14 protein-coding genes are annotated in these 14400 nt (G+C 69.0%); 11 read left to right on the forward strand and 3 right to left on the reverse strand.

What is annotated here, in order from left to right:
* Positions 1 to 21 precede the first annotated feature (21 nt).
* From ABIE65_RS09260 to ABIE65_RS09300, 9 genes are read left to right on the forward strand one after another with little or no spacing between them, the layout of a single operon-like run.
* Positions 22 to 906 carry a branched-chain amino acid ABC transporter permease gene (locus tag ABIE65_RS09260; RefSeq protein WP_354077253.1) on the forward strand — a complete coding sequence of 295 codons (885 nt, stop codon included), beginning with the start codon at positions 22 to 24 and terminating at the stop codon, positions 904 to 906.
* Positions 906 to 1925: a branched-chain amino acid ABC transporter permease gene (locus ABIE65_RS09265; protein ID WP_354077255.1), complete on the forward strand. Its 1020-nt coding sequence runs from the start codon at positions 906 to 908 to the stop codon at positions 1923 to 1925. Before ABIE65_RS09260 ends, ABIE65_RS09265 begins: the two co-directional genes overlap by 1 nt.
* Positions 1925 to 2698 (forward strand): ABC transporter ATP-binding protein, encoded by a 774-nt coding sequence (locus ABIE65_RS09270; RefSeq protein ID WP_354077256.1) that lies wholly within the window; start codon positions 1925 to 1927, stop codon positions 2696 to 2698. Before ABIE65_RS09265 ends, ABIE65_RS09270 begins: the two co-directional genes overlap by 1 nt.
* Positions 2691 to 3395 (forward strand): ABC transporter ATP-binding protein, encoded by a 705-nt coding sequence (locus tag ABIE65_RS09275; RefSeq protein ID WP_354077257.1) that lies wholly within the window; start codon positions 2691 to 2693, stop codon positions 3393 to 3395. Before ABIE65_RS09270 ends, ABIE65_RS09275 begins: the two co-directional genes overlap by 8 nt.
* A 51-nt stretch (positions 3396 to 3446) precedes the next feature.
* Positions 3447 to 5465 (forward strand): hydantoinase/oxoprolinase family protein, encoded by a 2019-nt coding sequence (locus ABIE65_RS09280; RefSeq protein ID WP_354077426.1) that lies wholly within the window; start codon positions 3447 to 3449, stop codon positions 5463 to 5465.
* Entirely contained in the window at positions 5458 to 7491 is a 2034-nt protein-coding gene (locus tag ABIE65_RS09285; protein WP_354077259.1) for a hydantoinase B/oxoprolinase family protein, read from the forward strand. Before ABIE65_RS09280 ends, ABIE65_RS09285 begins: the two co-directional genes overlap by 8 nt.
* A 7-nt stretch (positions 7492 to 7498) precedes the next feature.
* Entirely contained in the window at positions 7499 to 8266 is a 768-nt protein-coding gene (locus ABIE65_RS09290) for an SDR family NAD(P)-dependent oxidoreductase (protein WP_354077260.1), read from the forward strand.
* Positions 8266 to 9186: an NAD-dependent epimerase/dehydratase family protein gene (locus tag ABIE65_RS09295; RefSeq protein WP_354077262.1), complete on the forward strand. Its 921-nt coding sequence runs from the start codon at positions 8266 to 8268 to the stop codon at positions 9184 to 9186. Before ABIE65_RS09290 ends, ABIE65_RS09295 begins: the two co-directional genes overlap by 1 nt.
* A gap of 12 nt (positions 9187 to 9198) precedes the next feature.
* A complete protein-coding gene (locus tag ABIE65_RS09300; protein WP_354077263.1) occupies positions 9199 to 9984 on the forward strand; it encodes an SDR family oxidoreductase in 786 nt (261 codons plus the stop codon).
* Between the two features lie 10 nt (positions 9985 to 9994).
* Here the strand turns inward: ABIE65_RS09300 and ABIE65_RS09305 are convergent, their stop codons facing one another.
* From ABIE65_RS09305 to ABIE65_RS09315, 3 genes are all read right to left on the reverse strand, one after another.
* Entirely contained in the window at positions 9995 to 11176 is a 1182-nt protein-coding gene (locus ABIE65_RS09305; protein WP_354077264.1) for an MFS transporter, read from the reverse strand.
* Positions 11154 to 11945, reverse strand: a complete 792-nt coding sequence (locus ABIE65_RS09310; protein ID WP_354077265.1) for an alpha/beta fold hydrolase — start codon at positions 11943 to 11945, stop codon at positions 11154 to 11156. Before ABIE65_RS09310 ends, ABIE65_RS09305 begins: the two co-directional genes overlap by 23 nt.
* 92 nt (positions 11946 to 12037) lie before the next feature.
* On the reverse strand, positions 12038 to 12544 hold the full coding sequence (locus tag ABIE65_RS09315; protein WP_354077266.1) for a RecX family transcriptional regulator: 507 nt from the start codon (positions 12542 to 12544) through the stop codon (positions 12038 to 12040).
* Here ABIE65_RS09315 and ABIE65_RS09320 point away from each other — a divergent pair.
* The gene (locus ABIE65_RS09320; RefSeq protein ID WP_354077267.1) at positions 12524 to 13333 is read left to right on the forward strand and encodes an NADPH-dependent FMN reductase; all 810 of its coding nucleotides are present in this window, start codon (positions 12524 to 12526) and stop codon (positions 13331 to 13333) included. The two genes, ABIE65_RS09315 and ABIE65_RS09320, sit on opposite strands and share 21 nt — an antisense overlap.
* On the forward strand, positions 13330 to 14394 hold the full coding sequence (locus ABIE65_RS09325) for a hypothetical protein (protein WP_354077268.1): 1065 nt from the start codon (positions 13330 to 13332) through the stop codon (positions 14392 to 14394). Before ABIE65_RS09320 ends, ABIE65_RS09325 begins: the two co-directional genes overlap by 4 nt.
* The last annotated feature ends 6 nt before the right edge of the window (positions 14395 to 14400 follow it).

The following is a 14400-nucleotide window of genomic DNA, read 5'->3' on the forward strand; positions in this document are numbered from 1 at the left end:
CAGAAGGTACGGGTCCGCGTCATGGAGATGTTCAGCTATCTGCTGGCGACGGGGATCACGACGGGGGCGCTCTACGCCCTCGTCGCCCTCGGCATCGTCGTCGTCTACAAGGCGACGGGGGTGGTGAATTTCGCGCACGGCGAGATGTTCATGCTGGGCGGCTTCATGGCCTTCACGTTCCACGTGATGTTCGGCTGGCCCTACCTGGCGTCCCTCGTGCTGGCGGTGATCGGCGCCTTCGTCCTCGGCATCGTCGTCGACCGCGTCGCCTTCCGGCCGCTGATGCAGCGCCAGTCGCTGGTCAGCGTGCTGCTGGCGATGGTCGGCCTCTCCTTCGTGCTGAAGGGCGTGGCGCGCTGGCTGTGGGGCGGCAAGGGCGACTTCCTGACCTTCCCGCCGCTGGTCTCGCCGGAGCCGATCCTGTTCGGCGGCATCATGATCATGTCGCAGCAGCTGGTCGTGGTCGGCGCCGCCGTGGCGGTGATGCTGGTCTTCGTCCTCTTCTTCCGCCTGACGCGCGCCGGCCGGTTCATGCAGGCGACGGCCGACAACCCGAAGGCAGCGAAGCTGGTCGGCCTGCGTACCGACCGCGTCTACATGTACACCTTCGCCGTCGGTGCCGCCGTCGCCGGCGCCGCCGCGGTGCTGATGGCGCCGCTGACGATGCTCTATCCGGACATCGGCTTCGCCCTCTTCATCAAGGCCTTCGCCGCCGCGGTGCTCGGCGGCCTGACCAGCATCACCGGCGCGATCGTCGGCGGGCTGCTGATCGGCATCATCGAGCAGCTGTCGGCCGGCTACATCGACACCGGCCTGCAGGAGGTGGCGGCCTTCATCGTGATCATGGTCGTGATGGTCTTCCTGCCGACCGGCCTGTTCGGCCAGCGCGCCGGGCGGAGGGTCTGATGCTGGGCCACCTCGTCGGGCGGCGCGCCTTCTGCCTCGCCGTCTTCGCCTTCCTCTTCGTCATCCCGTTCGGCGCCAACCAGTACTTCCTGTTCGTCGCCAACCTGATGATCCTGTTCATCATCCTGTCGCTCGGCCTGAACCTGCTGATCGGCTTCGCCGGCCAGCTCGCCTTCGCCAACGCGGCGATGTACGGCATCGGCGCCTACGGCACCGGCCTGCTGATGAAGCATTTCGCGCTGCCCTACTGGTTCAGCGCACCGGCGGGCACCTTGATCGCGATGAGCGTCGGCACCCTACTGGCGCTGCCGGCGCTGCGGCTCAGCGGCATCTATCTGGCGCTGACGACGCTCGCCTTCGCGCAGTTCACGCTGTGGCTGATGATGCACTGGACGCCGGTCACATTCGGCGCCGGCGGGTTCGTGCCGCCGCCGATCGACTTCGGCAGCCTGCCCGTCTCCGGCGGCCAAGCGATCTATTTCATCTCCTGGGTCGTGTGCCTGCTGCTCTTCTTCGTCGCCAAGCACACGATGGAATCGCCGATCGGCCGGGCCTTCGTCGCGATCCGCGACCGGGAGATCGCCGCCCAGTCGCTCGGCATCGATCTGCTGAAATACAAGGCGCTCGCCTTCGCGATGTCCGGCTTCTTCGCCGGTGCTGCCGGCGCGCTCTATGCCGGCGTGCTCGGCTTCGTCGGGCCGGAGAGTTTCGACCTGCTGCAGATGGTCATGCACAAGGCCGCCGTCGTGCTGGGCGGCATGGGCTCGATCGCGGGCTCGCTGATCGGCGGCGTGCTGATCGTCGTCCTGCAGGAGGGCGTGAAGGAGATCGCCTTCCCGATCGAGATCGTGTTCGGCGGCCTGCTGCTGCTCTTCATGCTCTTCCAGCCGACGGGCGTCGTCGTCCTCCTGAAGCGCTGGCTGCCCGGCTGGCAGGAGCCGCTGCGCTATGCGCCGCGCCGGGTCCGGAGGGCGGCGACCGAGCCCGCACCCGCCGCCGCGCAGGCCGGAGAAGACTGATGCAGTCCGTCCTCCAGGTCATCAGTGCATCGGTCGCGTTCGGCGGCGTCCACGCGCTCGACGACATCAGCATCGACTTCAAGCCTGGCAAGATCACCGGCATCATCGGCCCGAACGGTGCCGGCAAGACGACGCTGCTCAACGTCATCTGCGGCATGACGCCGGCGACGAGCGGCGAGGTCCTGCTCAACGGCACGCGCCTCACGGGCATGAAGCCCAGCAGGATCGCCGGCCTCGGCTTGCGCCGCACGTTCCAGGCCTCGCAGCTGTTCGCCGGCATGACCGTGCTGGAGAACATGATGGCCGGGCTGCACCTGATGAGCTCGTCCGGCCTCGCTGGCGCCGTTTTCCGTACGACCAAAATGCGCACCGAGGAGGCGGAGATGCGTCGCCGTGCGATGGAGGCGCTCGACTATGTCGGTTTCGCCCATTTCGCGGACCGCCCGGGCAGCGCACTCTCCTTCGGCCAGCAGCGCATCGTCGAGATCGCACGCACGCTGATCTACGAGCCTAAGGTCGTACTTCTCGACGAGCCGGCCGTCGGTCTGTCGGTCAACCGCGTGGCGGAACTGGACGCACTGCTCCGCCGCATCCGCGACGAGCGGGGGATCACGCTGATCATGATCGAGCACGTCATCCGTCTGGTGATGGGCGTCTCCGACTGGATCGTCGTGCTCGGCTCCGGGCGCAAGATCGCCGAGGGCCTGCCCGACACGGTGCGCGCCGACCAGCGCGTCGTCGAAGCCTATCTCGGACATCAGCAGCATGCTTGAGGTCGCCAACCTGAACGTCTGGTACGGCGTGACGGAGGTGCTCCGCGACGTCTCCTTCGAGGTGCCGCAGGGAGCGCTCGTCGCACTGCTTGGCGGCAACGGCTCGGGCAAGACGACGATCATCAACACGCTCAGTGGCATGGTGACGCCGCGCAAGGGCACGGTCCGGTTCCTCGGCACCGAGATGGCCGGCAGGCCGTCCGACGCCATGGTCAAGGCGGGCATCGTCCAGGTGCCGCAGGGCCGCGAGGTCTTCGCCAACATGAGCGTCCGCGACAACCTGGATCTCGGCGCTGCGACCCGCACCGACCGCAAGGGCATCCGCGACGACCTGGAGGAGATGTACGGCCTCTTCCCGCGCCTGCGCGACAAGCAGACCCACAAGGCCGGCTCGCTCAGCGGCGGCGAGCAGCAGCAGGTGGCGGTGGCACGGGCGCTGATGTCGCGCCCGAAGCTGCTGCTCCTCGACGAGCCGTCGGTGGGGCTCTCGCCTGTGTTGGTCGACGCCCTGATCGAAACGATCAGGCTGCTGCATGGTCGCGGCCTGACGATGCTCCTGGTCGAGCAGAATGTCGGCGTCGCTGCCGCCGTTGCGGGCCAGGCTTACGTCCTCAAGGACGGCGAGATCGCTTATCGCGGCCCTGCGCCCGAATTGATCGGCAACCCTGAGGTTCTGGCCTCCTATCTGGGGCGCTAGCAACCGCGCCCCATCCTCACGTCTCAGTTTAGGAGTAGTCGAGTGCTTTGGATGGGTGTCGACGTCGGCGGCACGTTCACCGACCTTGTTCTCTACGACGCTGCGGCGGGACGGTTGAGCCTCGCCAAGGTTCCGTCGACGCCCGGCGATCATTCGCGCGGCGTGGTGGCCGCGGTCGCGGCGAGCGGGGGTGCGCTGCCGGAGGTGCAGACCTTCGCGCACGGCACCACCGTCGCCACCAACGCGGCACTGGAGCGCAAGGGCGCACGCCTGGCGGTGATCACGACCGAGGGCTTTCGGGACGTGCTCATCCTGGGGCGAGGCAACCGGCTGAAGGTCTACGACATCAAGGCGACGCGTCCGCCCGGCATGGTCCGTCGGTCCGACGTGTTCGAGGTGCGAGGCCGGCTGGGGCCCGACGGCGAGGAGATCGAGCCGCTGGACGAAGCCGGTGTCCGCGCCGCCTGCGGCGCGATCGCCGCCAAGGGCTACGAGACGGTCGCTGTTTGCTTCATCAACAGCTATCGCAACCCGGCGCACGAGCATCGCGCGGCGGCGATCTGCGCGGAGCTGCTGCCCGGCATGCCGCTGTGCGCTTCGGCGGACGTGCTGCCCGAATATCGCGAGTATGAGCGCTTTTCGACCACCGCACTGAACGCTGCGGTGGCACCGCCGATGAGCCGCTATCTGACCAATCTGCAGAACGCCCTCGCCGCGCAGGGCCTGGCGCGGCCGGTGGCGGTCATGACCTCCGGCGGCGGCACCTGGTCGGCGGAACGGATCGCGGCACTGCCGGTCCATTCGATGCTGTCGGGGCCGGCGGCCGGCGTGATCGCGGCTGCCCACGTGGCGTCGCTCGCCGGTCTCGGCGACATCATCACCTACGACATGGGTGGGACGAGCAGCGACGTGGCCATGATTCGAGGCTACCGGTTCGAGGTCACGTCCGAAGGCATGGTCGGCCACTTCCCGAATCGCGTCCCGCAGATCGAGATCGTCACCGTGGGCGCCGGTGGCGGCAGCATCGCCACGGTCGAGGCGGGTGGTTTCCTCGCCGTCGGTCCGCGCTCCGCCGGTGCCGTTCCGGGTCCAGCCTGCTACGGCAAGGGCGGGACGGAGCCGACCGTGACCGACGCGAACGTCGTTCTCGGCAGGCTCGCACCGGCGGATCCTCTGGGCGGGCATATCCGTCTGGACGCGCCGGCGGCGGAGACCATGATCGCGGAGGTCGGCGCCACGCTCGGCCTCGATGCGCGGGCCATGGGCGAGGGAATAATCCAGCTCGCCGTCGTCCGGATGACCGCGGCGATCAAGGAGATCTCGGTCACCCGCGGGCTCGATCCGCGCGACTTCTCGCTCCTGGCCTATGGCGGCGCGGGCCCTCTCCACGCGGCACTCGTCGCCGAAGAACTGATGATGCCGCGCGTCGTCGTCCCGCCGATGCCGGGAAATTTCTCGGCCTACGGCCTGCTGGTCGCCGACGTGCGGCACGAGGTCATGCAGACCCGGATCATGTGGCTCGACGATGCGACCCCGGCCGACGTCGAGGCGGTGCTGGCCCCGCTTCGCGAGGAGGCCGCACGCCGTGTCGCGGAGGACGGCTTCGCCGCCGACCGCACGCGTTTCGAACTCTCGTTCGACATGCGCTATATCGGCCAGTCTTTCGACCTTCGGGCGGTGATCGAGGGGGCCGAGGCCGGGCCGGACGATATCCGCCGAGCCTTCCACGCCGTCTACGCCGAGCGCTACGTCCAGGCGGACGATGCGCCGGTCGAGGTCGTCGCGTTCCGCGTCACCGCCATCGGCATGACCGACAAGCCACCGCTGCCGGCCATGCCGCCCGGCGGCGAACTCCGCGCTGCCCTTCTCGGCACCCGCCCCGTCGTGTTCGGCGGTGCGGCGCTGCCCACGGCGATCTATGCCCGCGCAGGCCTGTTCGCGGGTGCCGCGTTCGACGGTCCCGCCATCGTCGAGGAGATCGGCGCCACGACATTGGTGCCGCCGGGCTTCCGGGCGAGCGTCGATACGCATGGCAACCTGCTGCTGGACCGGATGGCGACCCATGGCTGATATCGATCCGATCACGCTCGAGGTCGTGACCGAGGGCCTCATCTCCGTCGTCCGCGAGATGCGGGCGACGGTGTTCCGCACCGCGCGGTCGGTCGCGATCTACGAGGCGCGGGATTTCTCCTGCGGCCTCTTCGACAAGGCCGGCCAGGTCGTCGCCCAGTCCGAGGACATCGGCAGCCACGTCGTGCCCCTGCCCTGGTCGGTGGAGGCGGCGCTGGCAGACTTCGGCGAGGACATTCAGCCGGGCGACGTCATTCTGATGAACGACCCCTATCGGGGCGGCACGCATCTGAACGACGTCACGATCATTTATCCCGTCTTCCTGGACGGCCGCCTCGTCTTCTTCCCGGCGGTGCGCGAGCACTGGTCGGACGTCGGCGGCTCGGTTCCCGGGTCGATGTCGGGCACGGCGCGCGACATCTACCAGGAGGGTATCCGTATCCCGCCGATCAAGATCATCGAGGCTGGACGCCCCAACAAGGCGGCGCTCGAGATCCTGTTCTCGAACATGCGCGTGCGCGAGGAGCGGGTCGGCGATTTCCAGTCGGGCATCACCGCCTGCCGGACGGCGGAGCGTCGCATCGGGGAACTGGTACGCCGCTACGGACTCGAGACGCTGCTGGGCTGCGTCGAACTGAACCTCGACCGGTCCGAGGCGCGCATGCGGGCGCGCATCGCGACGCTGCCGGACGGCGTCTTCTTCTACGAGGACTATCTGGAGACATTCGGCGAGAACGGCCTGGAGCCGCTGCTCCTCCCGCTGCGGCTGGAGATCACCGGCGACACGCTGAAAGCGGATTTCACCGGCGCTTCGCGTCAGGTCGCGGCGCCCGTCAATTCGACCCTCGCGGTCTCGGCCGCCTCGGTCTTCATCACGCTGAAGTCGGTGCTCGACCCCAAGCAGGCCCTGAACCAGGGCTCGTTCCGGCCGGTCGAGGTCGTGGCGCCGCTCGGAACCATCGTGAACGTCACGCACCCGGCGCCGGCGGGATCGCACGGCGAGATCCGCAAACGTGTCATCGCCTGCATGCTCGGGGCCCTGTCCCGCGCCTGTCCCGAACTGGTGTCGGGCGATATCCACCGGACGTCGTTCCACAACAATATCGGCGGCATCGACCCAAAGACGAAGAAGGAATACGTCCACTACGAATGGTCCTGCGGCGGCAACGGCGGCTTCCTCGAAGCGGACGGGCCGAGCGCCATGGCGGCGATCGACTGGGGCGACCTGCACACCGTGCAGTCCAGCGAGGTGCTCGAAGTGCGCTATCCGCTGCATGTCGAGTGGTCGCGCCTCGGCACCGATTCCGGCGGGCCCGGCATGCACAGCGGCGGCCTCGGTCTGCGCCGTTCGCTGAAGCTGGTGCGCGGCGAAGCGTCCTACTCGCTGCTCGCGGACGGCGCGGTCGTGCCGCCGTTCGGCGTGCAGGGGGGCGAGAGCGGCGCCACGGTCGCCTCCTATTTGCGCCGTGACGGTAAGCTTCTGCCTTTCCCGACGCCCGGCAAGATCGGCGGTCATCCGATCCGTGCGGGCGACGCGCTGCTGCTGCAGTCGGCCGGCGGCGGCGGCTACGGCGATCCGCTCGAGCGCGACCCGGAGGTTGTCGCCGACGACGCCGAGGAAGGCTACGTCTCGGCGGAGACCGCGTACACGATCTATGGCGTCGTCGTGACGGACGAGGGTACGGCGGATGCCGAAGCGACGGCGGCGCGGCGTGCCGCGATCCGCGCCGGGCGCCTTCACCTGACGGTCGAGCGATCCGACCTGTCCGGCTATGCCGAGAACGGGCCGAGCCGCCGGCGCATCTGCCGCCTCAATCCGATAGACGCCGAGAAGCTGGGTTTGGTCGAGGGGGCGATGCTGGAACTCGTGCCGACGACGGGTGCCGCGTTGCGCGCCTGGACCAGGATCGACACCGACGTCGGCGCCGGTCGTCTGCTGCTGGACGAGCAGGGCATCGCCATTCTCGGCGCGCCGCCCGGCAGCAGGGTGCAGGTGCGGCGACTGACGTCTCCCGGGGCGCATTGAGGACGACATGCAGACGAACACGGATTGGTTGATCGGCAAGCGGGTTCTGATCACGGGGGCCGCCGGCGGGATCGGATCGGCTATGGCCAGTGCCTTCGCCGCGGGGGGAGCGGAGCTGCTTCTGGCGGACAGGGTGGCGGACGGCCTCTCGAAGATCGCCGGCGACGTGAAGGGCGAGGCGTTCACCTTCGACCAGTCGGACGCCGGCTCAATCGCCGCCCTCGCCGAGGCGGTCGGCGGCGTCGACATCCTCCTCAACAATGCCGGCATCCTGGAGGTCGCTCCGCTGATCGAGACCGACCCGGCGGTGATCGACCGGATCCTGCGCACCAACCTGATCGGGCCGATCACCCTCGCCCGGCTGCTCGCGCCCCGCATGGCCGAGCGGGCGAGGAGTGCCGATACGATGTCTGTGATCGTGAATACTGCCTCGCAGCTCGCCTTCGACGCCGCGATCGGCCGAGGCATCTATGCCGTCGCCAAGGCCGGGCTCGTCCAGTTCACGAAGACGGCCGGTGCGGAATGGGCGCCGCTCGGTGTGCGCGTCTGCGCCCTCGGTCCGGGCCGCACGCTGACGCCGATGAACGCCAAGCTGCTGGCCGATCCGATGGACCGCGCCAAGGCCCTGGCCGGCATCCCCAGCGGCCGTTTCGGCAGTGCCGGCGAGATGGCGCAACTGGCGCTGTTCCTCGCGTCGCCGGCCGCGGACTACGTGGTCGGCGAGACGCTGGTCGCCGACGGTGGCTACGTTCTCGTCAGCGGCAGGGGCGCCTGATGGCGATCCTCGTCACCGGCGCCGGCGGCATGATCGGCCGCGCCCTTTGCCGCCGGCTCACCGACGCGGGCGAGACGGTCGTCGGCCTCGACAAGGTGCTCCCATCTGGATTGGCCGAAACTCTCTCCGGCTGCATTCTCGCGGAGACCACGACGAACGACATCGACCGGGTCATCGGGTTGATCGGCGAGCACGGCGTGACCCGCATCGCACATTGCGGCGCCATCTCTGGCCCGATGGTGGCGAACGACCACCCGGAGCAGGTCTTCGAGGCGAACATCCAGGGCACGCAGAGCCTGCTCGAAGCGGCGCGCCACAGCGGCGCCAAGCGGGTGATCTTCCTGTCGTCGATCATGGCCTATGGCGCGCATGACGCCGAAGTCGTCGACGAGGCGGCCCCTCTGCGCGCCACCGACCCCTACGGCGCCAGCAAGATCTGCGGCGAGGCGTTGATGCGCGCCTACGTCCGCACGCAGGGCATCGACGGCACCTCCCTGCGCGTGGCGATGGTCTACGGTCCCGGCCGTACCACCGCCTGTCCGGTGCGCAACGCGATCAGGTCGGGCTTCAAGGGAAAGCCGCTGTTTCTTCCCTACGGTCGCGGCTGGCCGCGCCAGTACATCCACGTCGACGATGTCGTCGACGCGATCGTTCGCGCGCTCGCAGCGAGTAGCCTGCCGCGCGCCGTCTACAACGTGTCCGGCGGCACCCGGCTGCCGATGGAAGAGATCGGGGCGCAGATCGCAGCCGCCGTGCCGGGTGCCGGTTTCGTGCTGGAGGGCGACGGCCATCCGCACGACTACCCCATCGGCCTGCTCACCACCGACGCCGCAGGCGAGGATTTCGGCTTCTCGGCGCGCATCGATCTGGCTGACGGTCTCCGGCGCTATGCCGAGCATCTGCGGCATCACGACTACTGACGGAGGGCGGGCATGGATCTCGGACTGACGGGCTGCAGCGTCCTGATCACCGGCGCCTCGAAGGGCATCGGCCGGGCCACGGCCCTCGCCTTCGCCCGGGAGGGCGCCGCGGCGATCCATGTGACCGCGCGGTCGGGCGCCGAACTGGAGAGCCTAAAGGCGGAGATCGAGGCCGGTAGCCCGGCCAAGGTTCATCCGCATGCCCTCGACCTCACCAACGCTGCGGCGCGTGAGAAGCTGATCGCCGCGACTCTCGACGTCGACATCCTGATCAACAATGCCGGCGCCATACCGTCGGGCTCGATCTACGCGGTCGACGAAAAGGCGTGGCGCGACGGCTGGGAACTGAAGGTTTTCGGCTACATCGCCATGACGCGCGCCTTCTATGCGCGCATGTGCGAGCGCGGGCACGGCGTGATCCTGAACGACATCGGCAATTCCGGCGAGAACCCGGACTTCAACTACGTCGCCGGCTCGGCCGGCAACGCCAGCCTGATGGCCTTCACCAAGGCGATGGGCGGGCGCGGCCTGGACCACGGCGTGCGCGTGCTGGCGGTGAACCCGGGGCCGGTCGCGACGGAGCGCATGGACAAGATGCTCCGCCAGCGCGCCCAGACCGATTTTGGCGATGCCGAGCGCTGGCCCGACCTGCTGCGCGGTTTCCCGGCGAAACGCGCCGCTTCGTCCGAGGAGGTGGCCGATCTGATGGTCTTCCTCTCGTCGCCGAAGGCCGCCTACATGTCCGGCTGCATCGTGACCATCGACGGGGGGATCTCGGCGCGCGGCTCGATCGTCTGACCCGACAGCCTCAGGCGATCTCCTCGCCGCGCCAGACGCGGCGCAGAGCGAGGTTCGCAGCGAGGCTGCCGAGCGACAGCACCGTCATGGCCAGGAACGCGTAGGCACCGAGCGCCTCGTAGACGAGGCCGGACGCCATCGTCGTGAGGCCGACAGCGACGCCCATGCTGAGAGAGGCATAGAGCGCCTGTGCCGTCGCCGAGAGCCGCGTCGGCACCGCCTGCTGGATGAAGGCCATGGCGCCCAGGTGCATCGCGCCGAAGGTCAGCGCGTGCAGCGACTGGAAGCCGAGCAGGAGGATCGGATCCTCGGTCAGCGCCAGTCCGGTCCATCGCACGACACCCGCGCCGGCGCCGAGGGCCATCAGCCCGACGATGCCGAGGCGGCGCAGGAGCCGTTGGCCGAAGGCGAAGACGACGACCTCGGCGATGACGCCGATCGCCCACAGCATGCCGATGAAGTCCTCGCCGATCCCGGCGGCGCGCCAGTGGATCGTCGCGAAGGCGTTCAGCACCGCATGGCTCGCCATGTTCAGCCCACCGCACAGGACGAACAGCAGGAACGGCGGCATGCCCAGCAATGCCAGTGCCGGACGGCTGCCGCGATGCGCGGGTGGCGTCGTCCTGTTCGGAAGCAGTGAGGTGGCGATGAACACGCCGAACAGGCAGCCGACGATGGTCCAGATGATCAGATCTTCGCCGTGGCCGGCGAGCGCGGTGCCGATCCCGATGGATGTGACGATGAACGCCACGGATCCCCACAGCCGCATCCGGCCATAGTCGAGGCCGCGGTCGCGCGCGGTCAGGAGGATCAGGTTGTCGCCGAGCGGCATGACCGGCGCCTGGATGGCGGTCTGCAGCGCCGCCACCGCCAGTACGGCCCAGAAGCCCCAACTGAACGGAAAGAGCAGACCGGTCAGCGCGCCGCCCAGCGCGAGCATCGTCACCATGCGCTTGCGCCGGCCGAAGCGATCGGCGAAGCCGGCCGCCACGGGGTTGGAGACGACGCGCACCCACATGATCGCCGCCATCACGACGCCGATCTCGGCCGCATCCAAGCCGCGCGACTTCAGCCAGACCGGAAAGAACGGCTGTACCACGCCGACCATCCCGAACAGCATGGCGTAGTAGAGCGAAATCCGGAAAGCGACGGCGCGGTCGGAGGTGGCGTCAGCGCCGGTCGAGGAATGCACTGATCGCCGCCAGGAAGGCTTTCGGCTGTTCGAAATGCACCCAGTGCCCGGCGCCGGGAATGGTCTGGCGCTGGACGTTCGGGAACAGCGCGGCGATGACCGGTTCGTCGTCCGGTCGCACATAACCCGACGCGCCCCCGTCCAGGACGAGCACCGGACCTTCGTACCTGGCGCCGGCCGGCAGCGTGGGCCAGTCGATCAGGTCGGCGATGCCGGTGTCGATGGCATCCAAGTTCAGCCGCCAGTGGAGTGCGCCGTCGTCGCCCGTGACGATGTTCTGCGCCAGGAATGCGCGGACGGTCGGATCGGGGACGTCGGCCGTCAGCGCACGCTCCACGTCGCCGCGCCGAGACATGGTCGATAGATCGAGCTTCTTCAGCATGTCGGCGTAGACCAGCACGCCCGGCTTGTCGTAGGGGGCCGGCGCGATGTCGACCACCGCCAGTCGCTCGACGAGATCGGGCGCGATCAGGGCCAGCATCATCGCCGTCTTGCCCCCCATGCTGTGCCCGAGCACTGCCGCAGGCGCCGCACCGAGCCTTTCGATCAGCGCCCCGACATCCTCCGCCATGCTGCGATAGTCCATGGCGTCCGCCCAGGGCGAGTCGCCGTGGTTGCGCAGATCGACGGTCACCACGCGGCGGTCGTCGGCGAGCGTCTTCGCGACGGTCGCCCAGTTCCTGCCCGAGCCGTAGAGGCCGTGCAGCACGAACAGGGTCGGCAGGTCCGTGGTCGGGCCATATTCGGTGTGGGCGAGTTCGAGCGACATCTTCGGCTGCTCCGGCTTCGGCTGACGGAAGATAGCGGTCTCGCCCGGCCGACGGAATCGCATACGGTCCGAGCGGTCCGCGAGATGGAAGCTCAGTCGGCCGTCGGCTCGGCGTCGATGACCGCCCGTGCGGTCTGAAGATCGAATCCGGCCCGGGCCAGTGCGGCAAGGTCCCGGTCGCGGCGTGCGGCACGCTCGGCCTCGGAACGCCAGGGGCCGAGCCGGCGGCGGCGCGCGAGCGCCATCGCCGCCTCCAGTTCCGCTGCGGCCGGGTCCTCCTCCTCGGCGAGCGTCGCCACCGCGAGATCGCCGCCGACGCCCTTCTCGCTCATGCGTGCACGCACGAGCCGGCGTGAGGCGCCGCGCCGGCGCAGCGACCGCGCCAGCGTGTCGGCATAGGTCGCGTCGTCGAGCAGCCCCGCCGCGATCAGTCTCTGCAGTTCCGCTTCGACCATCTGCCGACCCGCTTCGGGATCGGTGCCGTGGGCGCGGACCGACCGGTCCACCCGCCTACCCAGCACCCGCCGAAGGCTCGCGACCGAACAGGCATAGCGCGCCAGATGCCGGAGTGCCGCAGCATGCAGCCGTTCGGGCGTCACGGGCGGTGCTGGCTCGCGGCGGTCTCGTCCCATCCCGGGCGTGGATCCTTCTCAGGCGGCGACGTTCGGTTGGAACGTGGTGTCGCGCCGCTGCCACCGCATCGCCCCGATCGCCGGTTCCCGCGGATGGGCGGTAACGGACCGGCGACGATTGACCAGCGGCGGGCGGCCTGTACGCTGCTGGCTCGCAACGAGGAGGTTGGTGTCATGGCGGACGAGAGCGTGCTGAAGGTGCTCGGCATTTCGGGCAGTCTGCGAAAGGGCTCGTACAATTCGGCCGCGTTGCGTGCAGCGCAAGAACTCGCGCCGGCCGGGATGACGATCGACATCTTCGACCGCATCGGCGAGCTCCCCCTCTATGACGACGACGTTCGCCAGCAAGGCTTCCCGCCGTCGGCGGAGGCGCTACGCGACGCGATCCGCGGCGCCGACGCACTGCTGTTCGCCACGCCTGAGTACAACTACTCGATCTCCGGCGTGCTGAAGAACGCGATCGACTGGGCGTCGCGCCCGCCGGAGCAGCCGTTCGCGGGCAAGCCGATCGGCATCATGGGCGCGTCCGGCGGCGTGCTCGGCACGGCGCGCGCGCAGTATCACCTGCGGCAGTGCTTCATCTTCCTCGACGGACGCGTCCTCAACCGGCCCGAAGTGTTCATCGGCGGCGCGCCGCAGAAGTTCGACGCCGACGGTCGACTGACCGACGAGGGTACCCGCAAGATCATGGGCGAGATGCTGCAGGGGCTCGCCGACTGGACCAACCTCCTGAAGCGCGGAGCCGCAACATCGTGACTGCCTTCGTACCCGCCGACGAGGCCGCCGGCTGGCGCGCCGTCGCCGCCCTTTACCATCGCTACTTCACCGGTCTCATCCTCACGGTGGCCAGCCGCAAGGGCGGAGCGGACGCCGGCGAGTGGATGTTCCGGATTTTCCGCCACCAGCATCACCAGAAGTTCCTCCCGGGCCTGGAGAAGCTCGGCTTGAGCGGGCTGCCGCACGCCGTGGCCTGCGCCGGCTACCATTACCTGTCGAACAGCGTCGGCGGCGTGCAGGTCGAGTTCATGCGCGAATCGGACACCAAGGCCTGGGTCCGCTTCGTGCCGCCGCGCTGGGTGTACGATGGCGTGGCGATCTGCGGCGTCCCGACCGAAGTCTCGCGCGGCATGCTGCGCGGCTGGTACGCTCAGAACGGCATCAGCCTGAAGAATCCGCGGCTCGGCTTCGTCTGCACCGCGCAGACGACCGACGCGCAGTACGGCCTCGCCGGCTATTTCCGCGAGTACGACCGCGACCTCTCGCCGGAGGAGCGCCTGATCTTCTCGCCCGGCGAGGAGCCGCCGCCGTTCGACCCGGACACCGCGCTGCGCCTGCCGGAGGGCAGCTGGCCACCGGAGCGACTCGCCAAGGCCAACCGCAACTATTCCATGGAGTATATCCGCACCGGCCTTCCGCGCTTGGCCGAACTCTTCGGGCCGAACGACGCGGCCTATCTCGGCAATACCGCCGGGCGCCTGGTCGGCCTGCAGCACTATCAGGAGATCGCCGGCATCCTCGGCGTGACCGACCGATCGCCCCGGGGTTTCGCCGACCTGATGGCCGCCTTCATCACCGGCCAAGGCGATCATGCGGAGGTCGAGGCGGACGGGGAGGCGGTACTGGTCCGCCAGACGGGTTGGCGCCTGATGTCGGACCTGGGTCCGCTGGCACCCTCGGTGTTCGACGGCTGGAACGGACTCTGGCAGGGTATGCTCGACGTGCACGACCGCTTCCTCGTGCTGGAGGTTCTGCGGCGGCAGGACTATGGCGATCCCTGCACCGAATGGCGCATCCGCCGACGTCCGCGGCGGCAGTAGGCATCG

The organism is Constrictibacter sp. MBR-5 (genome assembly GCF_040549485.1).
In the GTDB taxonomy this organism is placed as follows: Bacteria; Pseudomonadota; Alphaproteobacteria; order JAJUGE01; family JAJUGE01; genus Constrictibacter.